This window comes from Rhodococcus globerulus, assembly GCF_019334125.1.
Classification (GTDB): Bacteria; Actinomycetota; Actinomycetes; order Mycobacteriales; family Mycobacteriaceae; genus Rhodococcus_F; species Rhodococcus_F globerula.
This window is the reverse complement of record NZ_CP079698.1, coordinates 1-22,207: the sequence shown is the minus strand read 5'-3', so window position 1 is coordinate 22,207 and position 22,207 is coordinate 1. Positions and strand designations below refer to the sequence as shown.

At 63.1% G+C, this 22,207-nt stretch carries 19 protein-coding genes; 6 read left to right on the top strand and 13 right to left on the bottom strand.

All coding sequences use genetic code 11. The features are described 5' to 3' along the window. Window position 1: 1 nt before the first annotated feature. The 7 genes from KYT97_RS00095 to KYT97_RS00065 all read right to left on the bottom strand — a co-directional run bounded on the left by KYT97_RS00095 (window position 2) and on the right by KYT97_RS00065 (window position 10,230). Window positions 2-562 carry a YceD family protein gene (locus KYT97_RS00095; RefSeq protein ID WP_033236564.1) on the bottom strand — a complete coding sequence of 187 codons (561 nt, stop codon included), beginning with the start codon at window positions 560-562 and terminating at the stop codon, window positions 2-4. A 138-nt stretch (window positions 563-700) separates the two neighbouring features. Then, window positions 701-1,462 (bottom strand): DivIVA domain-containing protein, encoded by a 762-nt coding sequence (locus tag KYT97_RS00090; protein WP_033236565.1) that lies wholly within the window; start codon window positions 1,460-1,462, stop codon window positions 701-703. A gap of 135 nt (window positions 1,463-1,597) precedes the next feature. Next, window positions 1,598-2,092: a pantetheine-phosphate adenylyltransferase gene (gene coaD, locus KYT97_RS00085; RefSeq protein ID WP_033236566.1), complete on the bottom strand. Its 495-nt coding sequence runs from the start codon at window positions 2,090-2,092 to the stop codon at window positions 1,598-1,600. Then, complete coding sequence (gene rsmD / locus KYT97_RS00080; protein ID WP_033236567.1) at window positions 2,089-2,655, bottom strand: 16S rRNA (guanine(966)-N(2))-methyltransferase RsmD; 567 nt, start codon at window positions 2,653-2,655, stop codon at window positions 2,089-2,091. The genes coaD and rsmD overlap by 4 nt, the downstream gene beginning before the upstream one ends. Further along, on the bottom strand, window positions 2,652-6,056 hold the full coding sequence (locus KYT97_RS00075) for a pyruvate carboxylase (RefSeq protein ID WP_219111539.1): 3,405 nt from the start codon (window positions 6,054-6,056) through the stop codon (window positions 2,652-2,654). The genes rsmD and KYT97_RS00075 overlap by 4 nt, the downstream gene beginning before the upstream one ends. A gap of 120 nt (window positions 6,057-6,176) precedes the next feature. After that, window positions 6,177-8,438 (bottom strand): ATP-dependent DNA helicase RecG, encoded by a 2,262-nt coding sequence (recG, locus tag KYT97_RS00070; RefSeq protein ID WP_219111538.1) that lies wholly within the window; start codon window positions 8,436-8,438, stop codon window positions 6,177-6,179. A gap of 106 nt (window positions 8,439-8,544) precedes the next feature. Further along, the gene (locus KYT97_RS00065) at window positions 8,545-10,230 is read right to left on the bottom strand and encodes a DAK2 domain-containing protein (protein ID WP_245005978.1); all 1,686 of its coding nucleotides are present in this window, start codon (window positions 10,228-10,230) and stop codon (window positions 8,545-8,547) included. A gap of 357 nt (window positions 10,231-10,587) precedes the next feature. Here KYT97_RS00065 and rpmB point away from each other — a divergent pair, with 357 nt between their 5' ends. Continuing rightward, the gene (rpmB, locus tag KYT97_RS00060; protein WP_003942669.1) at window positions 10,588-10,779 is read left to right on the top strand and encodes a 50S ribosomal protein L28; all 192 of its coding nucleotides are present in this window, start codon (window positions 10,588-10,590) and stop codon (window positions 10,777-10,779) included. A 141-nt stretch (window positions 10,780-10,920) separates the two neighbouring features. Beyond that, a complete protein-coding gene (locus tag KYT97_RS00055) occupies window positions 10,921-11,715 on the top strand; it encodes an enoyl-CoA hydratase-related protein (RefSeq protein WP_219111536.1) in 795 nt (264 codons plus the stop codon). A 25-nt stretch (window positions 11,716-11,740) separates the two neighbouring features. Here the strand turns inward: KYT97_RS00055 and KYT97_RS00050 are convergent, their stop codons facing one another. The 3 genes from KYT97_RS00050 to KYT97_RS00040 are packed head-to-tail and all read right to left on the bottom strand — an operon-like array spanning window position 11,741 to window position 13,974. Next, the gene (locus tag KYT97_RS00050; RefSeq protein WP_219111535.1) at window positions 11,741-12,433 is read right to left on the bottom strand and encodes a uracil-DNA glycosylase; all 693 of its coding nucleotides are present in this window, start codon (window positions 12,431-12,433) and stop codon (window positions 11,741-11,743) included. Further along, entirely contained in the window at window positions 12,433-12,954 is a 522-nt protein-coding gene (locus KYT97_RS00045) for a gamma carbonic anhydrase family protein (protein ID WP_138872999.1), read from the bottom strand. Before KYT97_RS00045 ends, KYT97_RS00050 begins: the two co-directional genes overlap by 1 nt. Window positions 12,955-12,963: 9 nt before the next feature. Then, entirely contained in the window at window positions 12,964-13,974 is a 1,011-nt protein-coding gene (locus tag KYT97_RS00040) for a thiamine-phosphate kinase (protein ID WP_425332395.1), read from the bottom strand. A gap of 128 nt (window positions 13,975-14,102) precedes the next feature. Here KYT97_RS00040 and KYT97_RS00035 point away from each other — a divergent pair, with 128 nt between their 5' ends. Next, window positions 14,103-14,699, top strand: a complete 597-nt coding sequence (locus KYT97_RS00035; protein ID WP_219111534.1) for a DUF3515 domain-containing protein — start codon at window positions 14,103-14,105, stop codon at window positions 14,697-14,699. A gap of 54 nt (window positions 14,700-14,753) precedes the next feature. Here KYT97_RS00035 and KYT97_RS00030 read toward each other — a convergent pair whose 3' ends face one another. Genes KYT97_RS00030 through KYT97_RS00020 form a run of 3 tightly spaced genes read right to left on the bottom strand, consistent with a single transcriptional unit; the run spans window position 14,754 to window position 18,062 of the window. After that, a complete protein-coding gene (locus tag KYT97_RS00030; protein ID WP_095885955.1) occupies window positions 14,754-15,860 on the bottom strand; it encodes a D-alanine--D-alanine ligase family protein in 1,107 nt (368 codons plus the stop codon). Between the two features lie 55 nt (window positions 15,861-15,915). Next, window positions 15,916-17,067 (bottom strand): cystathionine gamma-lyase, encoded by a 1,152-nt coding sequence (locus tag KYT97_RS00025; protein ID WP_219111533.1) that lies wholly within the window; start codon window positions 17,065-17,067, stop codon window positions 15,916-15,918. Beyond that, complete coding sequence (locus KYT97_RS00020) at window positions 17,064-18,062, bottom strand: NAD(P)H-dependent glycerol-3-phosphate dehydrogenase (protein ID WP_219111532.1); 999 nt, start codon at window positions 18,060-18,062, stop codon at window positions 17,064-17,066. Before KYT97_RS00020 ends, KYT97_RS00025 begins: the two co-directional genes overlap by 4 nt. A 170-nt stretch (window positions 18,063-18,232) precedes the next feature. On the opposite strand from KYT97_RS00020, the gene cofC reads away from it, so the two are divergent. The 3 genes from cofC to KYT97_RS00005 all read left to right on the top strand — a co-directional run bounded on the left by cofC (window position 18,233) and on the right by KYT97_RS00005 (window position 22,196). Continuing rightward, complete coding sequence (cofC, locus tag KYT97_RS00015; RefSeq protein WP_033236612.1) at window positions 18,233-18,937, top strand: 2-phospho-L-lactate guanylyltransferase; 705 nt, start codon at window positions 18,233-18,235, stop codon at window positions 18,935-18,937. Between the two features lie 215 nt (window positions 18,938-19,152). Continuing rightward, window positions 19,153-21,261, top strand: coding sequence for an RNA degradosome polyphosphate kinase (locus KYT97_RS00010; protein ID WP_230590374.1), 2,109 nt, complete (start codon window positions 19,153-19,155; stop codon window positions 21,259-21,261). A gap of 11 nt (window positions 21,262-21,272) precedes the next feature. Continuing rightward, the gene (locus KYT97_RS00005) at window positions 21,273-22,196 is read left to right on the top strand and encodes an NUDIX hydrolase (protein ID WP_033236576.1); all 924 of its coding nucleotides are present in this window, start codon (window positions 21,273-21,275) and stop codon (window positions 22,194-22,196) included. Window positions 22,197-22,207: the final 11 nt, after the last annotated feature.

The following is a 22,207-nucleotide window of genomic DNA, read 5'->3' as shown; positions in this document are numbered from 1 at the left end:
TCTACTTCTCCTCGGCTTCGGTGATCACAAGATTTTCACTGGTGTTTGATTCCACGCCAAATTTGGCCGCGAGACCAGCCCAGCGAGGATCAAGTATGTCATGCCCATGCCCAGATTCCGCAATCGCCAGGCGAATGCCACATTCTGAGCACAATCCCAGGCAATCGTCACTGCACAAAGGCTGGAGCGGAAGCGCCAGTCCGACTGCATCGACGATGACCGGTTCCAGATCGATTTCTTCGTCTTCGACCTGGTAGACCTCGCCCTCTTCGGTTGTCTCCTCGGTGACGCTGTCCGGGTAAGCGAACAACTCCGTGAGATAGACGTCCACAACGCTCGTGAACGGCTCGAGACACCGCGAGCACTCACCCGTAGTGGGTGCGTGCACGGTACCGGTGACGAGAACGCCCTCGGATACCGCTTCCATACGAAGATCGAGATCTATGTCCGAACCTGCTTCGATCGCGATGAGATCGAGACCGATGCGATTCGGCGACTGGATCGTTCTCTCGACAGTGCGCATCGACCCTGGACGCCGACCTAACTTGACGGTGTCCAGCAAGAATCCCGCATCAGTTGACTGATGCGATGAATGACGACGATGCGTTGACAAAGAGAACTCACCTAACTGTTGAAACTGGATGGGCAACCACCCCACAATACCCGACAGTGCACAGCAGGCCCAATCCGGTGAAGGACCCTATCGGCGACGCTCCTGGCGGCGATCGTCGTCGAGGTAGTCGGGCACACCCGAACCCGTCCGCAATTGCTGACGACCGCGTCCGACGGATCGAACAGTCCCGTTGAGGAACTCCTCGAACTCGGCAAGTTTGGTGTCGACGTACAGATCACACTCCGAGCGCATCCGATCGGATTCCGCGTGCGCGGCGTCGATCACCCGAGCCGACTCGGCGCGCGCGGTCTGGACGACCTCGGTCTGGGAAACCAGACGTGCCTGCTCCTCGGCTCCGTCGGAAACCGAGCGGTCGTACGACGCCTTGCCTGCTTCGATCATGCGATCGGACTCGTCGCGCGCGCGAGCAGTGACGGCGTCGTACTCGCGTCGACCGTCGGTGACCGTGCGCTCGGCTTCAGCCTCGGCATCGGCGACCAACTGATCGGCGTGAGCGCTGGCCTCGGCGACCATGCGGTCCGCCTGAGCCTTGGCGTCGGACAGGATGCGATCGGCGTCGTCGCGGGCATTCTCGACCGTCGACGTTGCTTCCGCGTTGGCACTGCTGACGGTTTTGTCCGCCGTGGAACGCGCGTCCGAGACCAACTTGTCACGATGGTCGAGGACGTCCTGGGCGTCGTCCAGCTCACTCGGAATAGCGTCACGGACGTCGTCGAGCAGTTCGAGCACGTCGCCGCGTGGGACGACGCACCCGGCAGTCATCGGAACGCCTCGTGCCTCTTCGACAATCGCGACCAGTTCGTCAAGCGCCTCGAATACCCGGTACACAAGCAACCCCAATCTTCACCGGCCAACTATCGGCCCACATCGTCACCGATCCACCTGGATCTGCGCCCGTTCCTTGTCGACAAGTTTGCCGGAAGATCGGCCCACCAGGTGCGTCTGGGGGCGGTGTGTCGGGTATCAGCTGTTTTCGGCTGCCCGTTCAGCGATGCGGTCGAGCAATCGGGCATGCACTTTTGCGGGCAACATGTCAGCGACATCACCACCGAAGGTGGCAACTTCCTTGACCAGCGAGCTGGACAGGTAGCTGTAGGTGGGGTTGGTTGCGACGAACAACGTGTCGACACCGCTGAGCTTCTTGTTCATCTGCGCCATCTGCAGTTCGTAGTCGAAGTCGTTGGCGCCGCGCAGACCCTTGACGATCGCGGTGATGCCCTCCTGCTTCGCGTAGTCGACCAGAAGCCCGTGCCATGACGTCACTCGAACGTTGGGCAGGTGGCTCGTCGCGTCTTCGAGCATCTCGATACGCTCGTCGACGGTGAACATTCCGCGCTTGTTCTTGTTGATCATCACGGTGACCACGACCTCGTCGAATTGCGCAGCAACTCTTCCGATTACGTCGAGGTGACCATTGGTCACAGGGTCGAAGGATCCGGGGCAAACGGCGCCAGTCATGAGTCCAGACCGTAGCAGGTTGCGAGTTCGATCCTGGCCTCGCCGTACTTCTTCGCCTTGACGGGTTCGAACCCGTGCGGCCAGACGGTCTCCGGTGATCGGGACGACCGCTCGAGAACGACGATCGTGCCCTCCCCCACCCACTTGTTTGTCTGAAGGTGTTGGAGGATGGACACCACCGCGTCGTCGGTCACCGCGTACGGCGGGTCTGCGATGACGATGTCGTATTCACGAGCACTCGGACCGGAGACGACCGCAGCGACCGGCGCTGCCCGTAGGACCGCGCCAGGCAGCCCGACAACACCGATGTTGTCCTTGATCACTGCTGCTGCCTTTGCGTCGGACTCGACGAGCATCACGTGCTCCGCACCGCGGGAGAGTGCTTCGAGGCCAAGGGCTCCGGAACCGGCAAACAGGTCGAGGACAGCACAGCCGTCGAGGTCGATACGCGCTTCGAGCGCACTGAAAAGTGCCTCGCGGACCCGGTCCGAGGTGGGCCGGGTTCCGCTCGGCGGGACTCGCAGGCGGCGACCGCCTGCGAGTCCCGAGATAATGCGTGTCACTCTGCGGCGCTCTCCCCGGTGGAGACGACAACGAGGAGGTCGCCGCCTTCGACTTGCTGGACTGCGCTGATCGCGATGCGGGAGACGATGCCGCCGCGCGGTGAGGTGATCGCCGCTTCCATCTTCATTGCTTCGATGGTGGCGACGGTGTCACCGGCCTCGATCTTCTGGCCTTCCTTCACCGCGAGCGTCACGACGCCCGCGAACGGTGCGGCCACGTGACCTGGGTTGTTCTTGTCGGCCTTCTCCGCCACGGGCACATCGCTGGCGATGGACCGGTCCCGGATGGAGACCGGACGCAACTGTCCGTTGAGAATGCACATCACGGTGCGGTAGCCGCGCTCGTCGGGTTCGGAGATCGCTTCGAGTCCGATGATCAACTGCACACCCGGTGTGAGTTCGACGCGATGTTCTTCGCCGCGGCGCAGGCCGTAGAAGAACTGGTTCGCCGAGAGCCGCGAGGTGTCTCCGTACTTGTCGCGGTGCTCGAGGAATTCCTTGGTCGGGCCGGGGAACAGTAGACGGTTCAGCGCGCCCTGACGGTCCTTCGACGAGCCTTCGAGCAGCGCCTCGTCTGCAGCGGAGAGCGGCGTCTCCGGCTTCGCGGGGCCGCGGCCCTCGAGTGCCTTGCTGCGGAACGGTTCCGGCCAGCCGCCGGGCGGGGTGCCCAGTTCACCGCGTAGGAAGCCGACAACCGAGTCGGGGATGTCGAACTTGGCCGGGTCGGCGGCAAATTCCTCCGACGGAACACGGGCACCGACGAGGTGCAGGGCGAGGTCGCCGACAACCTTCGACGACGGTGTCACCTTCACCAGATGCCCGAGCATGCGGTCGGCGTCGGCGTACTTGGCTTCGACTTCTTCGAAGCGGTCACCGAGGCCCAGAGCCACAGCCTGAGTGCGCAGGTTCGAGAGTTGGCCGCCGGGGATCTCGTGCGTGTAGACGCGCCCGGTCGGAGACGGAAGCCCGGACTCGAACGGCGCGTACACCTTTCGCAGTGCCTCCCAGTACGGCTCTAGGTCGCACACGTTCTGCAGATTCAGTCCGGTGTCGAACTCCGAGTGCGCAGCAGCAGCCACGATGGCCGACAGCGCGGGCTGGCTGGTGGTGCCGGCCAGAGCCGCCGAAGCACCGTCGACGGCGTCGGCGCCCGCCTGCCAGGCGGCGAAGTACGTTGCCAACTGTCCGCCGGGGGTGTCATGCGTGTGCACGTGCACCGGCAGATCGAAGTTGGAGCGCAACGCGGTCACGAGCTTGGTCGCGGCCGGGGCGCGGAGCAGTCCGGCCATGTCCTTGATCGCCAGGACGTGTGCGCCGGCATTGACGATTTCCTCGGCCAGCTTCAAGTAGTAGTCGAGGGTGTAGAGCGTTTCGTTCGGATCCGACAGGTCGCCGGTGTAGCTCAGCGCAACCTCGGCGAGGGCCGTACCGGTCTCGCGGACCGCGTCGATGGCCGGCCGCATCTGGTCGACGTTGTTGAGCGCGTCGAAGATTCGGAAAATGTCGATACCGGTGTCGGTGGCTTCCTGCACGAAGGCGCGGGTGACCTTTTCCGGATACGGCGTGTAGCCCACCGTGTTTCGGCCACGCAGCAGCATCTGCAGGTTGATGTTCGGGATCGCTTCGCGCAGTGCGGCGAGCCGGTACCACGGGTCCTCGTGCAGGAAGCGAAGTCCCACATCGTATGTCGCGCCGCCCCACGCTTCGATGGAGAGCAGCTCCGGCGTCAACCGGGCAACGTGACCGGCGACGTCGAGCAGGCCGCTGGTACGGACGCGGGTCGCCAACAGCGACTGGTGTGCGTCACGGAACGTGGTGTCGGTGACCGCAACAGCCTTCTGCTCACGCAGCGCCTTCGCGAATCCTTCCGGACCGAGTTCGAGCAACCGCTGGCGGCTACCGGCCGGCGGCGGAGTCGAGAGATCGATCTTGGGGAGCTTGTCCTGCGGGTACACCGCGGAAGGACGTTCGCCGTGCGGCTTGTTGACCGTGACGTCGGCGAGGTACGTGAGGATCTTGGTACCGCGGTCCGCCGAGGAGCGCTGCGTCAACAGATGGGGACGTTCCTCGATGAACGAGGTCGTGACCCGCCCGGCCTTGAAGTCCGGATCGTCGAGAACTGCTTGCAGGAACGGGATATTCGTCGAGACGCCGCGGATACGGAACTCCGTGACCGCGCGACGCGCACGCGCCACGGCAGCCTCGAGGTCGCGTCCACGGCAGGTGAGCTTGACCAGCATCGAGTCGAAGTACGCGCCGACCTCGGCACCGAGAGTTGCGCCGCCGTCGAGACGGATACCGGCACCACCCGGGGTGCGGTACGCGGTGATCCGGCCCGTGTCGGGGCGGAACCCGTTGGCGGGGTCCTCGGTGGTGATGCGGCACTGCAGCGCCGCGCCGCGCAGCTTGATCGAGTCCTGCGTCAGACCCAAGTCGTCGAGGGTGGAACCGGACGCGATCAGGAGCTGCGACTGAACGAGGTCGACATCGGTGACCTCTTCGGTGACCGTGTGCTCCACCTGGATTCGCGGATTCATCTCGATGAAGACGTGATTGCCACGGGTGTCGAGAAGGAACTCCACCGTGCCGGCGCATGTGTAACCGATCTGCTTCGCGAAAGCCACGGCATCGGCGCAGATCTTGGCCCGCAACTCCTCCGACAGATTCGGGGCCGGGGCGAGTTCGATCACCTTCTGGTGGCGACGCTGCAACGAGCAGTCGCGCTCGAACAGGTGAATAACATTGCCGTGCTCGTCGGCGAGGATCTGGACTTCGATGTGGCGGGGATCGATGACAGCCTGCTCGAGGAACACCGTCGGATCACCGAAGGCGGATTCCGCTTCACGCGCCGCGGCTTCGATGGATTCCTTGAGCAGTGATCGCTCGGCTACGCGGCGCATACCGCGGCCACCACCACCGGCGACGGCTTTCACGAAGATCGGGAACGTCATGTCCTCGGCTGCCGCGAGCAACTCGTCGATATCCGACGACGGCTCCGACGACGCCAGCACCGGCAGACCCGCAGCCTTCGCTGCGGCAATCGCCCGCGCCTTGTTACCGGTCAGCTCGAGGATCTCCGCGGACGGGCCGACGAACTTGATGCCCGCCTCCGCACACGCAGCCGACAGATCCGGATTCTCGGACAGGAACCCGTAACCGGGGTAGATCGCGTCAGCGCCGGCATTTTGTGCCGCGGCCACGATCTCCTCCACCGACAGGTACGCCCGAACCGGGTGCCCCTTCTCCCCGATCTGATAACTCTCGTCAGACTTCAGGCGGTGGATCGAGTTCCGATCCTCGTACGGGAACACCGCGACAGTTCCAGCACCTAGTTCGTAGGCGGCGCGGAAGGCGCGGATCGCAATTTCGCCGCGGTTGGCGACGAGCACTTTGGAGAACATGGGGAAAAACTACCGCGAATTCCGTGTGTACAAGCACGCGGCGTCCCACATCGTAGACTGAATCGAGAAACAAACCCGATGGTCCTGCCGCTATTCGTATTCAGTTTGCCGTCATACTTCTCACGATTTCTCGAGGTATTCGATCCGATCGGAGTCAAGAGCGGCGCTCACCATCGACGCAAGTGCGGGGTGCTGGGCGAGCGTCGGGTCGCGTTCGACAACTCCGGTCGCGAAGTCTCGCGCGGATTCGAGAATGTCGCCGTGCGCGATGAGTGAGAGCAGCCGCAGATTGGACGTGGTGCCGGATTGGGCCGCTCCGAGGATGTCTCCCTCACGTCGTGTCGCGAGATCGAGTTGTGCCAGTTCGAAACCGTCATTGGTGGCGGCAACGGCAGAGAGCCGCTCGTACGCCGGTCCACCTGGGTTGCTTCCCGTCACCAGAATGCACAGCCCTTGGTGCTTTCCTCTGCCGACACGGCCACGCAGCTGATGGAGCTGACTGACGCCGAACCGCTCCGCGTCGACGATCACCATGACCGTCGCGTTCGGCACGTCCACACCGACCTCCACGACGGTGGTGCAGACGAGCACATCGATGTCGCCGACGTTGAACGCGCTCATGACCACGTCTTTCTCATCTGACGGCAGGCGACCGTGCAGGAGGCCGACGCGCAGCTCGGAAAGCGGACCGCTCGACAACTCCTCGAAGACGTCGACTGCCGACTTCGTTTCGGGTTGCTTCTCCTCGGTGAACTGGTCCTCGCCAGCGGCAGGCTCGCCGTCACCGATCCGGGAGCACACGACGTAGGCCTGACGCCCGTCTGCGACGTCCTCGCGAATTCGTGCCCACGCCCGATCCACCCAGGCGGGCTTCTGCTTTGCCGGCACAACGCTGCTCTTGATCGGGCTACGCCCACGAGGCAATTCGCGCAGGGTGGACACTTCCAGATCGCCGAGCACCGTCATGGCAATGGTGCGCGGAATGGGAGTAGCAGTCATGACCAGCAGGTGGGGGCTCAGGCCGTCGCGAGCACGCGAGCGGAGGTGATCTCGTTGCTCCACCCCGAACCTGTGCTGCTCGTCGACCACAACCATGCCGAGGTTGAAGAACTCGACACTGTCCTGGATGAGCGCGTGGGTACCGATGACAATTCCCGCATCACCGGTCACCGCGTCGAGAAGCGCGGCACGTTTTGCGGCAACCGGAAGTGAACCGGTGAGCAAGGCGATACGAGTGGAGTGCTCGGCCGAGCCCAGCTCTCCCCCGGTTGCGAGCGGCCCCATCATCGCGCGCAGGGATCGGGCATGCTGATTGGCCAGCACCTCGGTAGGCGCGAGTAGTGCACATTGATATCCCGCGTCAACCGCTTGCAGCATCGCCCGAAGCGCCACGATGGTCTTACCCGAGCCCACCTCACCTTGAAGGAGTCTGCTCATGGGGTGAGTCTGCGAGAGATCGGCCGCGATTTCCGCGGCGACGGCTTGCTGCCCTTCCGTCAGGGTGAACGGCAACATCGCCTCGAACTGCTCGGCGATACCGCCTGTGACAGGCACGCACGCCGGCGCCACCCGCTCGGAATTGTCGTGACGTCGCATCGCCAGAACCAACTGCAAAGACAGCGCCTCGTCGAACCGCAATCGCTCGCGGGAACGTTCTATGTCGTCCTTGGTATCAGGCAGATGCACCGTCCTCAGTGCCTCGTCCAGCCCGACAAAATGATGTTCGGCGAGAGTCTCGGCCGGAAGTGGTTCGGGAACCGGATCAAGCTGATCGAGAACTTGTCGGACGCACCGCATGATCGTCCAGCTCTCCACCTCGCGCGTCGCCGGATACAGCGGGATGAACTCACGCTCGAAAATCGAGTAGTCGAGTTCGGCGCCCGGCCCCGAACTGGCACGGGCCAGCCCCGCGAGATCGCCGGCCCCTTTGACGGCTTTCAAAGGAACCACCGAATCTTCTTCCCCGGCACGGGGTTCCGGAAGGATCAGATAACTGGGGTGCGTCAAACTCCACTTGTTCCGGAAGTACTTGACTGTGCCCGAGAACATCGCCCGCACGCCGGGCTTGATGGCGTGCTTCACCTTGTACGGATTGAAGAAGGTGACGTCGACGGTCTGTGTGTCCGTCGTGAGCGAGACCTTGAGCATCTGCCCCGTCCGGGACTTCATATTCACCACGCTCGCGGACGCCACCCGCGCAATGATCGTGATGTGCTCGCCCTCCGGGGGCTCTTTGTCGGCAAGTTCCTTACCGGCCGACGCGTACCGGTGAGGATAGTGGCGCAGGAGATCCTCGACCGTGCGTATCTCGAAGGCCTCGGCCAACGCGTCCGCGGTCTTCTTTCCCAGAAGCCGATCCAAGTTGTCGGCGAGCGTTGCCATGTCAGTTTCCTCGCAGATCGAAAAGCAGCAGATCGAAAAGCACAGCTATTCGTATATCAGTAGCCGCCGACACAAAAACTCCCGACACGATCACCCCGGCGACCGCTCACTCAACGCCCAGCTGAAACAGATCCCCCGGCTGACCGCCCTGATAGATCAGCACGTCGACGCCTGGGTAGGTGCTGATGACATGTGCTTCCATCCGCTCGGCCAAGCCGTCGGCGGCGTCGGCGCCCATGAGAAGTGTGACCAATTCGCCACCAGATCCCAGCGCAAGATCGATCAACCGCGCTGCCGACGCCTCGACGTCCGGTCCGATGACCACCACCTCGTGGCCCATCAATCCGATGGCGTCGCCCGGGTCGCAGGTTCCGACAAACGTCAGCGACCGTTCCACCGCGATCCGCAGAGACCCCCACCGAGTTGCCGCAGCCGACTCGGACATGGTGAACCCGTCGTCGGCGACGTTGCGACTTCCGTCGTGGACCGCGAGTGCTGCCAACCCCTGAACCATCGAGGATGTCGAGAGCAGCAGCACCTGATGCAGGGGATCTCGGGCCGCGGCACTGACCGCAACCAATTCCTGAGCGCTCAGCGCGCCGTTCGGCAGCACCAGCACCTCGGTGCGATCCATGGTGCGGATATGGCCGAGCAACTGTGCGCGGGTCACCGGCGCTTCGTCGCACCGCAGTACCGAGGCACCTTCACTCTCGAACAGTGCCGCGGCGCCGTCCCCCGCCACAACGGCGAGTACACCACGCGCATCGTGGCCCTGAAACTGCATCTCCTGACGGGCGACCAACTGATCACGTTCGTCGACGAGGAAACTGCTGATCCGAATCCCGTGCACGCGGCCGGCTTCGAGGCCGGCCTCGACTGCGGCGCCCGCATCACAGCAATGCACGTGAACCGACCAGCCACCGAATCCGTCACTGACGATCACTATCGAGTCGCCGAGCACCGCCAACCGGGTGCGGAGCGCCGCCATCAGATCCTCATCCGATTCGTCGACGAGGTACATCACCTCGAAGTCCTGCGCCGAATCGTCGCCACATTCGAGCGGACCCGATTTCCGGTCCCAGTCATGGTCGCGTCTGCTGACCTCCGCAATGAGACCGCGGCTTCGTCCGGCACCCAGTTCCGCCCGATCCGGTGAGTGCCCGGACACGGACTCGACCAGAGCGTCCAAAATCACCAGCAAGCCCAGTCCGCCCGCATCCACGACGCCCGCCGAGGCCAGCACGTCGAGTTGCTGCGGTGTCTTGACCAGGGCCCTCGCGGCCGCATCTGCCGCGGCGAGCGCAACAGACTGGAGGTCAACGCCGACGCACTGCGCCGCCGCTTCACCGGACGCTCGGAGAACGGTCACGATGGTGCCCTCGACCAAGTCCGTCACCGCGCGCGACGCAAGCTCGGTACCCGTCTGCAGCGCTTCCGCAAGATCGAGTCCGTTGATCCGCTCACCGCGCACCGTCTCGGCAATCCCACGAATCACCTGGGACAGGATGACGCCGGAATTGCCGCGGGCTCCTGCCACGGCGCCCCGCGCCAGCGCATTGGCGGTGCGGGTAGCGCTGGTGACGTCGCCGCCGAGCGCTTCGGCCGAATCGAGCGCGGCACGCATCGTGAACAGCAGATTTGTGCCGGTGTCGGAATCAGGGATGGGAAAGACGTTGAGGCTGTTGATCTCTCCGCGCCGCTCCTCGAGGCAATCGACCGAGCGTCGCGCCCACCGGCGCAGCAGGAGACCGTCGGCCGTCCCGTCCGTTCTCTGGTGGTGCGCGTCCCCCACTGGCAATTCCCCTCTGCGGAAACGTCCCCTCCTCGGGGACGGAAACGAATGCTGTCGAGGGTAGTCGGGCACACTCCGTAATCACCGGTTTGCAGGCCGGTTTGGTCAATCCACCGGTCAACAGTTACTGTTACACGGTTGCCTCGAACGGGCTACACCAAATATTGCTGCAAACAGTGCACTCCGGTGCATCGTCTACAACAGTGTTCTGTGTTGTCACGCTCGACTGCACCGTAAGCGGTCGGAGACCGATTCGGTATCGCAAGATCCACAGCGTATATTCGAATTGTCATTCTGGCCGTCCTACTGTGTAGGGTGACCACTTCAATATTCATTTCTAACAAGGAGTTCGCGACTATGGCTGCCGTCTGCGACGTATGCGCCAAGGGGCCCGGCTTCGGTAAGTCGGTCTCGCACTCGCACCGGCGTACCAATCGTCGCTGGAACCCGAACATTCAGTCTGTTCGTACCGAGGTTGCCCCGGGTAACACCCGTAAGGTCAACGTGTGCACCTCCTGCCTGAAGGCAGGCAAGGTCGCTCGGGGCTGATTGCCCGAGCACAACGATTGCAAGCTCTGCCCCCGACACTTCGGTGTCGGGGGCAGAGCTGTTTTTGTCGTGCCTTTTGTTGTGCCTGTGCCGGGGTCCCTCCTGTGACGACCCGGACACCTGACCCGTAATGTGCGTGAGGTGACTTCCATCGATGACCTCAGCAAAGTAACGCTCGAAGAAGGCGTACTCCGCATCACCATTTCCACCGCCGCCAACGGCACCTCCCTCGACGACGAAGGGATGATCCAGGGTGCAGTGGCCCTGGAATCGTTCGGCGACGACATCGGCAGCATTCTCCTGGTCGGTGAAGGCCCCAACTTCTGTGCGGGCGGTAACGTCCGGGCCTTCGCGTCAGCGCCGGATCGCGGCGAGTACGTCGAAGGAGTTGCCCAGAATCTCCACACCTTCGTGCGTGCTCTGGATGCGGCATCGGTTCCCGTGGTCGCCGGAATTCACGGTTGGGCAGCGGGGGCCGGCATGAGCCTGGTCTGCCTTGCCGACATCGCCATCGGCGGCACCAGCACCAAACTTCGCCCCGCGTACCCTTCCATCGGATTCACGCCGGACGGTGGGATGTCCTGGTCACTCCCCCGCATCGTCGGCGCGGGACGGGCTCGCGAAATCCTTCTGAGCGATTCCGTTATCGGCGGCGACGAAGCTGTTCGCCTCGGCATTCTCACCCGCCTCGTCGGTGACGACGAGGTTCAGGAAGAGGCGGCCCGTCTCGCTCGCACGCTTGCGCACGGACCGAGTTCGTCGTACGCCGGCATCAAGGCACTGTTGCGCTCGTCACGAACCAACACGCTCTCCGAACAACTCGACGCCGAAGCAGCGTCCATCAAGACTGCCGCCAATAGTCCCGTCGGCCGGGAGGGCGTCGACGCGTTTGTCGAGAAGCGACGCCCCGATTTTGTAGCTGCCAAGCAGGCTTGATTCGGCTCGCGTGACCGAACCGCTCTCACCAGAGTGGTTCGGTCACGCTCGCGGTTGATCCCAGATCCCAGTCGACCGGCGTGGCCCCCATGTCCGTCAGAAGTTGGTTTGCCCGGCTGAACGGACGTGAACCGAAGAACCCACGCGACGCCGAAAGTGGTGACGGGTGCGCAGATTCGATGATGGGGGTATCCCCTAGTAGCGGGGTCAGCGTCGCGGCGTCGCGACCCCACAGAATGGCAACCATCGGGGCAGATCGAGCCACCAGAGCGCGAATTGCCTGTTCGGTCACAGGTTCCCAACCCTTTTTCCGATGTGACGCCGCTGCCCCTGGCGCTACGGTCAGTACCCGATTGAGCAGCAACACACCTTGATTCGACCACGGTGTCAGGTCACCGTCATCGGGAATCGGCAAACCGAGATCTTGGTGATATTCCTTGTAGATGTTGACCAGACTGCGGGGAACGGGTCGAACATCAGGGGCAACCGAAAAGCTCAGACCCACCGCATGACCGGGGGTCGGATACGGATCCTGTCCGACGATAAGCACTTTGACGTCCTCGAACGGATTCGTGAATGCGCGCAGCACATTCTCGCGCGCAGGCAGAAACTCGCGGCCTGCTGCGATCTCGTTGTCGAGAAACTGCTGCATCAGAGCGATCTGCTCCGAAACCGGTTCCAGCGCTGTGGCCCAGCCGGATTCGATGTGGGTGTCCATCAGTCGAGCCTGCGAAGCGCGTCACGGTAGTGCGCGGCATTGGCGGAGTAGTTCGCGACATTCGCTTCGAGATGACCGAGCGGAACTTCGTAGCCTTCGCGAATCTTGGCGGGCACCCCCAAAGCCATGCTGCGCGGTGGCACTACGAATCCGCGCGCGATCACGGCGCCGGCTCCGACTATCGACCCAGCCCCGATCACCGAACCGTTGAGCACGATCGACCCGGATGCGATCAAGCACCCTTCTTCGATCGTGGAACCCTCGATATGCGCGTTATGACCCACAACACAGCCCGCACCGATAATCGTGGGTTCGGTAACCGTGCAATGAATCACGGTGCCGTCCTGAATGTTCGATCCAACACCCACCGAGATGGTCCCGTAGTCACCACGCAGTACGGCCTGCGGCCAGATCGACGTTCCCGCAGCGAGGCTCACGTTGCCGATCACCACCGCGTCCGGGTGTACGTACGCGTCCGGATGAATATCCGGAACCTTGTCTCCTAGTGCATAAACAGCCATGAGGAGAACCTATACCGCGGTGGTGCCCGTGGCCGAAAAGCTGTGCCAGCCGCCGCCGGATTCACGCAGTTCTCCATCCACAACAACTCCGGCGCCGGCAACGACCTCCCCAATGGCCGTCCACCCCGACGGCAGGTCTTCACCGGCTGCAAAGGTCGCGGCAAAACCGTGATCTTCGCCACCGGAGAGAATCCACTCCAGCGGATCGAGTTTCAGAGCGGCTGCAGCTTTCGGTACGTCGGCCGACGTCGGCACAGCACCCGAATCGATGCGGACCTGGACTCCTGACGCAGACGCGAGGTGGCGAAGATCAGCGACAACCCCGTCCGAGATGTCGGTCATGGAGTGAGCAGTATCGGCCGCTGCCCATGCGGACTCGTACGGCGGGACCGGAACACGATGGAGGGCGAGAAGATCCGGGAACGATCGATCGCCGGCGAGCAGCAGCGCCAAACCCGCTGCCGAACAACCGAACAATCCGGCGACGGCAACACGGTCGCCCACCTGGGCGCCGGCCCGCGTGACTGCCCGCCGCCCACCCAGATCTCCGAGTACCGTCACGGAGACAACAATGTCCTGCGACTGCACCAGATCCCCGCCGACAATGCCCGCACCCAGATCCGTTGCGGCATCCCAGATTCCGGCGGAGATTTCGTCCATGACGTCGATCGGAGTCGACGGTGGGCAGCCCAATGACACGGTGAAGGCGCTCGGCCGCGCACCCATCGACACGATGTCGGCAGCATTCTGTGCCACCGCTTTACGTCCCACGTCGCGCGGCGGCGACCAGTCCAGCCGAAAATGCCTTCCCTCGACCAGCATGTCCGAGGAAATGACAACCCGGCCGTCGGGTGCGGTGACGATCGCCGCGTCGTCACCGGGACCCAACTCCGTCGTCAGCGGTTGAATACGACCGACAAGGGAGCGGGCAATCACGTCGAACTCCCCCACCTGCGCAACCGTGCGGGGCGATGAAGATGCCTGTTCGTTCGAGGTCGATCCTGATGACGAGATGAGCACTCCCTTTTTTCTCAGCGCAGATCGGACCAAAAGCGTCCTGCGGTACCGTCAAAGCAGTGGCAATTCTACCGATGCGCACGCGAGCTCCCCAGCAACAACCGAACCCGGAACCGAACGAAGAACTGAGCATGTCTGAGAACACGTCCCCCGAGACGAACGACCATGGCGATAACGACCTCGACGAGGTCGAGCGTCGTAGCCCGGCATTGATTGCCACCGCCATCGCACTGCCAGTGGCCCTGATCGTCGGGTTGGTGATCGCCGCCGTGGTCGCCGGAAAGAACCCGACGCTCGAACCGGTGGCACTCGGCCCGGTTCCGGCACCCAACGCGGAGTCCGAGACGTGCGTTTCGCTGCTTGATGCTCTCCCCGAGGACATCGGCGACTTCACCAAGGCCGAACTTGTCGAACCCGCACCCGCCGGCGCCGTTGCGTGGCAGCGCAGCGAGGGTGAACCGATCGTCCTGCGCTGCGGACTCGACCGCCCCGCCGAATTCGATCAGGCCGCGGCACTTCAGGTAGTCAACGGCGTCCAGTGGTTCCAGATCTCGGGTACCGACATCGGCCTGGCGGCCAGCACCTGGTTTGCCGTCGACCGCGGCGAGTACATCGGGATCACCGTTCCCGACGGCACCGGCCCCACTCCGATTCAGGAAATCTCGGACACCATCTCTGCGACAATCCCGCAGCAGCCACTCGACCCGGCGCCGATCCCGGTTCCCTGATGTGACACGAGGGGCCGGTAATCCCGGCCCCTGTCCGTCAGCGCAACACGTCCGTCAGCGCAATCCGGTCCCGCGGGCGAGCGCAGTGTCGACCAACGTCGAAAGCAAAGTGCCGTAATCGATTCCGGTTGCTTTCCACATCTTCGGATACATCGAGATGGACGTGAATCCTGGCATCGTGTTGATCTCGTTGATCACCGGCCCGTCCTCGGTGACAAAGAAGTCCACGCGTGAGAGCCCCTGGCAATCGAGTGCGGTGAACGCGCGCACGGCCAACTCGCGAATCTGATCGCTGACAGCCGCGTCCACATGTGCGGGGACGTCGAATTCGCAGACGTCGTCGAGATACTTGGTGTCGAAGTCGTAGAACGCGTCCGAGTCACCGTCGTCGGCGGGCATCCGGATCTCTGCGACCACACTCGCCTTGACGTCACCACTGGGGAATTCGAGCACACCGCATTCGACTTCCCGCCCGATGATCGCGCCCTCGATGATCACCTTCGGATCGTGCAGGCGAGCATGAGCGATCGCGCCCTCGAGGCCGTCCCACCCGGTGACTCGCGTGATGCCGATCGACGATCCACCGCGAGCCGGCTTCACGAAAACCGGTAGACCCAACTGCTCCTTCTGCTCGTCGGTCAGTGTCGCCGTTCCCGGGCGCAGGACCACCTGCGTACCGACCGGCAACCCCTCGGCGGCAAGCAGTTTCTTGGTGAATTCCTTGTCCATACCGGCGGCGCTAGCCAGCACACCGGGACCGACGTAGGGAATTCCGGCCATTTCCAGGAGACCCTGGATGGTGCCGTCCTCGCCGTAAGCACCGTGCAGGACGGGAAATACGACGTCGACAGTTGCCAGGACAGAACCCACGTCGGTTCCGTCGAGCGCCAGCAGCGCACCGGAACGCGTCGGATCAGCAGTCAGTGTCAGCGCCGTCCCGTCCTTGTCGACTGTGGGCAACTCGCGACCGTTGATGGCCAGCGATTCCGGATCGGTGGAACCGAGAACCCAGGCCCCGTCGGCGGTGATGCCGATCGGCACGACGTCGTAGCGTTCCGGATCGAGGTGCGCGAGGACGCTCCCGGCGGATACGCACGACACGGAATGTTCATTGCTCCGGCCACCGAAGATCACGGCTACCCGGGTGCGGCTGTTATTCACGCGTCAAACCGTACCGTCGAATCGACTTCGGCACGCGCTCGGGCCAGTGGATAATTTACCGACCGGACGTCAGTCCACCGAGGGCGCGCTGTATATCCGTCAACAAATCTTCGGTGTCCTCGATGCCGCACGAGATCCGGACAAACCCTTCGCTGACCTGATCTCCCCACCGAGCTCGCCGATCAGCTGTGGTGTGGATGCCACCGAAACTGGTCGCAGAAGTGACAAGTTCACTTGCCGAGACAAAGGAATGGAAAGCCGCCGCGGATTCCAATTCGATGCTCACCAGACCGCCGAACCTGTGCATCTGCTCCGACGCAACGACGTACGACGGATCGGTGTGCAGCCCCGGGTAACGGACGGACATGACAGCCGGATGGCCGGACAACATGTCGGCGAGCGCCTGAGCATTGTCACAGTGTCGGCCGAATCGCAGGCCGGCCGTTCCGAGACTGCGATGCGCCAGCCATGTTTCGAACGGACCGAGCACCGTCCCGGACAGCAGACGCTCGCGCTCGACCTTTGCGGCTATGTCCGCGTCGGACGTGGCGATGTAACCCATCAACAGATCGCTGTGCCCGCTCAGCGCTTTTGTTCCGCTGGCCACCACGACGTCCGCTCCCAGTTCCAGGGGACGTTGACCGAGCGGAGTCGGGGTCGTGTTGTCCACCACAAGGATTGCTCCGACGCGGTGGCACACCACGGCCAACGCCCGAAGATCGACAACGTCGAGCATCGGATTGGACGGTGTCTCGGCGACAACGACAACGCGGCCCGGCAACCCAGACAGCAACTCCGCGAAACTCGCATCACCCATGCCCGTCGTCGACACCTCGCGAACGCCGATGCCCAGTAGAGCCAGGGCTTCCTCCGCGTAACGACGCACCTGGTAATAGCCGTCCGACGGAACGACGACGGTATCGCCGGCCTGAAGTAGGCTGCGCAACGTCACCGTGACGGCCGACATTCCTGACCCCGTGACAACGACGTGATCTGCGCCTTCAAGGATGCCGAGCGCCGCCTCGAGGCCACGCCACCCCGGATTCGATGCCCGGGCGTACGTGTCGCTCTCGCTCCCCTCGTCCTCCGAAAGCTGGTACGGCGCAGCAAATACCGGACCCAACTGCATGGGCTGACCAGGGCTGTGCGCACTCCCGACGCTGCTCACGCACCGGGTGGAATCGCCGTAGCCGTCTGCTGACGTCATTCCGGCTTGGTCCGCCGGCCGAGCAGTTGACCGATCGCCTCGCTGACCGCTATCCCCTCGTGGCAGACGCGGTGGACGGCATCGGTCAACGGCATTTCGACGTCGTATCCGGCAGCGAGTGCGCGCACGGACGTGCACGATTTCACGCCCTCGGCTACCTGACCGTTTGTGGCCTGCTGCGCCGATTCCATGGAGCCGCCGCGGCCGAGGTGCTCACCGAACGTCCGGTTTCGTGACAGCTCCGACGTGCACGTCGCAACGAGATCGCCGACGCCGGCCAACCCCGAAAACGTGGATGCCTGGCCACCGAGCGCGACGCCCAGCCGGATCGTCTCGGCCAACCCACGCGTGATGATGCTGGCAACAGTGTTGTCCCCGAAACCGCTGCCTGCCGCCATGCCGCATGCCAACGCGATCACGTTCTTGCACGCGCCACCGATTTCACAGCCAATCACGTCGGAATTAGTGTACGGCCTGAAATATCCTGTGGCACAAGCATCTTGAAGCGCCAAGGCACGGGAAGAATCGGTGCAGGCGATGACCGTCGCCGCCGGTTGACGGCTCGCGATCTCACGCGCGAGATTGGGTCCGGACAGCACGGCGACACGGCCGGGTTCGACGCCGGTAACCGACACGATCACCTGGCTCATCCGCATCAAGGTGCCGGTTTCGATGCCCTTGGCCAGACTCAACAGGGTGGCATTCGGACCTATCGAATCCTTCCACTGCTCGAGGTTCCCCCGCAGCGACTGCGACGGGACCGCCAGAACGACGAAGTCTGCTCCCTCCATCGCTTCCTCGTGACGATCCGTCGCACGAAGCGACTCGGGCAGCGCGATACCGGGTAGGTAGTCCCTGTTCTCGTGCGTCGCGTTGATCCTGTCGGCGACTTCCTTCCGGCGAGCCCACATCGTCACCTCGGTGCCGGCCTCGGCCATGACCTTCGCCAGCGCCGTTCCCCATGAGCCTGCACCCAATACTGCTGCCTTACTCACACAGTCACCTCGTCTACCCCTCGTGACGTTCGCCAAGACGCCGGTTGTGTTGCGACCCGGCAATGAAATCGCCTGCACAGACTATCGCCCGGACCGAACTCGAGTCGCCAGACGCCCCGGTGAGACAGGCAGAGACAGACATGTCGGCGACCGACTGGCAAGATCGAAGGATGACCAGTGCGAGGCCGAGCGCAACCAGATCGGAACGTCCGCGCCCGATGCATGCCATTGTCGCGGTGAAGGACCTCCGATCCGCGAAGTCCAGGCTGGCCGCCGAACTCGACGTCGACGCCCGTGCCGATCTTGTTCTCGCGATGCTTCACGACACTCTCACCACAGTTACGGGTGTACCTGCCATCGACGGCGTCACTGTCGTGACTCCGGATCCGACAGTCGCCGCACTCGCGTACGCCGCGGGAGTAAACGTGTACGCCGATCCAGATTCGAGTAGGTCCACCGAGAATTCACTCAACTCTGCCCTCGACGCAGCGGCCACGCACATCCGCACCGAACATGGCACTGTGGATCTTGTTGTCATCCAAGCGGATCTTCCGTCGCTCCAACCAGACGAACTGCTCGAAGCCCTCGACGCCGCCCGCGCCGGTGGCCGTTCCATCGTCGTCGATCACCACGGAACCGGGACCGCGGCCCTGTTCTCGTGTGATCCCGATCTGCCGCTCGATCCACGATTCGGCCCCGAATCCGCGCGTGGCCACACGGATTCCGGCGCCAGGCGTCTCACCGGAGAGTGGCCGGGCCTTCGCACCGACGTCGACACCGCAACAGATCTCGACACCGCCCGCGCACTCGGCGTCGGACCGGCAACACTCGCGTCGCTGACACGCTTCCATCGCGCCACGTCCAAAACGCATTGACCTTTTTCGATCATCAATTGTCGAAGCGCGCAATTGTGGGGGATGATCGACAGGTGAGCAACGGCGAAGCACTCGAGCACCGCAAGTCCGCAAACAACGTAGAGACCACACCGCCAGAACTTGGCGACACCAACACCGCAAAAACCGGTGACGGGCAGCAGCCTTCGACACCGCAGCCTTCGGCGCGACCACCGGTCAGTGGATCGCCGACGCACATACCGAGTGCGCCGCCGGCAGCCACGAAGGCAATTCCCGCAGTCCTTCTCGGTGGCTTACCCGAAGACCGCTACCTCAACCGTGAACTCAGTTGGCTCGACTTCAACGCCCGCGTTCTCGCGTTGGCAGCCGACGAGTCACTCCCCCTCCTCGAACGCGCAAAGTTCCTCGCTATCTTCGCGTCCAACCTCGACGAGTTCTTCATGGTTCGTGTTGCCGGTCTCAAGCGCCGCGACGAAACCGGTCTGTCCGTCCGCTCTGCCGACGGACTCTCACCGCGCGAACAGTTGGCTCTCATCGCGCAGCGGACACAGGAACTTGCCGACAAGCACGCACACGTCTTTCTCGATTCCGTTCGCCCTGCCCTAGCGGCAGAAGGAATCTCGATCGTTCGCTGGTCCGACCTCAGCGACGACGATCACGAACGCCTCTCGGTGCATTTCACCGAACAGGTGTTCCCCGTTCTGACTCCACTCGCCGTCGACCACGCGCACCCCTTCCCGTACATCAGCGGGCTGAGTCTCAACCTCGCAGTGACGGTGAAGGATTCCTTGACGGGCGGTGAGCACTTCGCCCGAGTGAAGGTTCCCGACAACGTCGGCCGCTTCGTTCGCGTCAAGAGCACCACCTCGTCGATCGACTCGTTCATCCCGTTGGAAGAGCTGATCTCGGCGCACCTCGATGTTCTGTTCCCCGGAATGGAAATCGTGGAGCACCACGCCTTCCGGATCACACGCAACGCCGACTTCGAGGTCGAGGAGGATCGCGACGAGGACCTCCTGCAGGCGCTGGAGCGTGAACTTGCCCGTCGTCGTTTCGGATCACCGGTCCGTCTCGAAGTTGCCGACGACATGACCGAACACATGCTCGACTTGTTGCTTCGTGAACTCGACGTCGACCCCGCCGACGTGATCGAGGTTTCCGGTCTGCTCGACTTGTCCTGCCTCTGGCAGGTTTACGCCGTCGACCGCCCGGCACTCAAGGACGCACCTTTCGTTCCGGCGACGCACCCGGCGTTCGGTGAACGCGAAACACCCAAGAGTGTGTTCTCCACTCTGCGCGACGGCGACGTACTCGTCCATCATCCGTACGACTCGTTCTCCACCAGTGTTCAGCGATTCATCGAACAGGCGGCCGCCGACCCGCAGGTTCTCGCGATCAAGCAAACCCTCTACCGAACGTCCGGTGATTCACCGATCGTCAACGCGCTCATCGACGCCGCTGAAGCCGGCAAGCAAGTTGTCGCTCTCGTCGAGATCAAGGCTCGCTTCGACGAGCAGGCCAACATCAAGTGGGCTCGCAAACTCGAACAGGCCGGCGTGCACGTCGTCTACGGCCTGGTCGGACTCAAGACTCATTGCAAGACATGCCTCGTGGTTCGGCGTGAAGGCTCGACTATCCGGAGGTACTGCCACATCGGTACCGGCAACTACAACCCCAAGACTGCGAGGTTGTACGAGGACGTCGGATTGTTCACAGCCGCACCGGAGGTCGGCGCCGACCTCACGGACCTCTTCAATTCGCTGACCGGCTACTCCCGCAAGACCAACTACCGCAACCTTCTGGTCGCGCCGTACGGCGTGCGCCGCGGAATCGTCGAACGTATCGAAGCCGAGATCGAGCACAAGCTGGCCGGGCGTGACGCTGCCATCCGCATGAAGGCGAATGCACTTGTCGACGAACAGGTTATCGACGCGCTGTACCGGGCATCCAAGGCCGGCGTGCCCGTGGAGATCGTGGTTCGCGGAATCTGCGCGCTCAAGCCGGGTGTACCGGGACTGAGCGACAACATCGAAGTACGTTCCATTCTCGGACGATTCCTCGAGCACTCACGCATGTTCCATTTCCGGGCCGCCGACGAATTCTGGATCGGCAGCGCAGACATGATGCACCGCAACCTCGATCGCCGAGTGGAGGTGATGGTTCAGGTTACGGATCCCAAGTTGGCGAAGCAGTTGGGCGACATCTTCGATTCCGCGCTCGACCCACGCACCCGTTGCTGGGTACTCCATCCCGACGGAAGTTGGGTCGCCTCCCCCGAACACGGCGAAGATGTACGCGAGCATCAACATGCGTTGATGCGCAGTCGCACATCCAGCGGATCCTGACGGTCGCTGCCATGGCTGACAAACCTGTCAAAGCGAATATCTTTGCCGCCGGCGCAGTGTTATGGCGAAAGGCTCCCGATAATCCGGAGGCCGTCGAAATCGCCGTTGTTCATCGCCCTAAATACGACGACTGGTCTTTTCCCAAAGGCAAACTCGACCCGGGTGAAACATTCCTGACGGCCGCTGTGCGTGAAGTGCAGGAAGAAACGTCGATCACCGGCCGCTTCGGACGTCACCTCGGTGGTGTCACCTATCCGGTTCCTGGGCACCGCAAACTCAAGCGCGTCGAGTATTGGGCCGCAGAAGCCGTCGACGGAGATTTTGGTCCGAACAGCGAAGTGGACGTTCTGCACTGGCTTCCGATCGACGAAGTCCCTGACCATCTCTCGTATCCGATGGATCGGATGATCCTGCGCCGCTTTGTCTCCGCACCACCCGATACCCGAACCGTGCTGCTGGTCCGTCACGCAAAAGCGGGAAGTCGCAAGCGGTACAAGGGCGACGACACACTTCGCCCCCTCGAGGCCAAAGGCAAGGAACAGGCTGCGGCCTTGGCGTCGCAGTTACGCATTTTCGGTGCGGACACCGTCTATTCTGCCGACCGAACTCGCTGCATCGAAACTGTGATGCCGCTCGCCGAGGCTCTCGGAGTGGAGATCGGGATCGAACCACTTCTGAGCGAAGAAGGATACGCGGAAGATCCAGAAGCTGCCCGTGCGCGGGTACTCGAGATTGCCTCTGCAGGCGGCACACCGGTCATATGCAGCCAAGGAGGCGTCATTCCGGATCTGATGGCCTGGTGGAGCGAATCAGCGGGTGTAACACTGCCCTCAGCGCGCAACCGCAAGGGCAGCACCTGGGTTCTCTCACTCGTGGGCGACCGACTGATCGCGGCTGATCATCTCGACAGCCCGCTCCCGAAAGTCACCAATTAGAAAAGAGTACT

Bases quoted from the DNA above. Each gene is read 5' to 3' on its own strand.
- KYT97_RS00025 (WP_219111533.1), bottom strand. From the start codon at position 17,067: ATGACGTCAGCAGACGGCTACGGCGATTCCACCCGGTGCGTGAGCAGC.
- KYT97_RS00035 (WP_219111534.1), top strand. From the start codon at position 14,103: ATGTCTGAGAACACGTCCCCCGAGACGAACGACCATGGCGATAACGAC.
- rpmB (WP_003942669.1), top strand. From the start codon at position 10,588: ATGGCTGCCGTCTGCGACGTATGCGCCAAGGGGCCCGGCTTCGGTAAG.
- recG (WP_219111538.1), bottom strand. From the start codon at position 8,438: ATGGCAACGCTCGCCGACAACTTGGATCGGCTTCTGGGAAAGAAGACC.
- KYT97_RS00005 (WP_033236576.1), top strand. From the start codon at position 21,273: ATGGCTGACAAACCTGTCAAAGCGAATATCTTTGCCGCCGGCGCAGTG.
- KYT97_RS00075 (WP_219111539.1), bottom strand. From the start codon at position 6,056: ATGTTCTCCAAAGTGCTCGTCGCCAACCGCGGCGAAATTGCGATCCGC.
- cofC (WP_033236612.1), top strand. From the start codon at position 18,233: ATGACCAGTGCGAGGCCGAGCGCAACCAGATCGGAACGTCCGCGCCCG.
- KYT97_RS00050 (WP_219111535.1), bottom strand. From the start codon at position 12,433: ATGGACACCCACATCGAATCCGGCTGGGCCACAGCGCTGGAACCGGTT.
- coaD (WP_033236566.1), bottom strand. From the start codon at position 2,092: ATGACTGGCGCCGTTTGCCCCGGATCCTTCGACCCTGTGACCAATGGT.
- KYT97_RS00045 (WP_138872999.1), bottom strand. From the start codon at position 12,954: ATGGCTGTTTATGCACTAGGAGACAAGGTTCCGGATATTCATCCGGAC.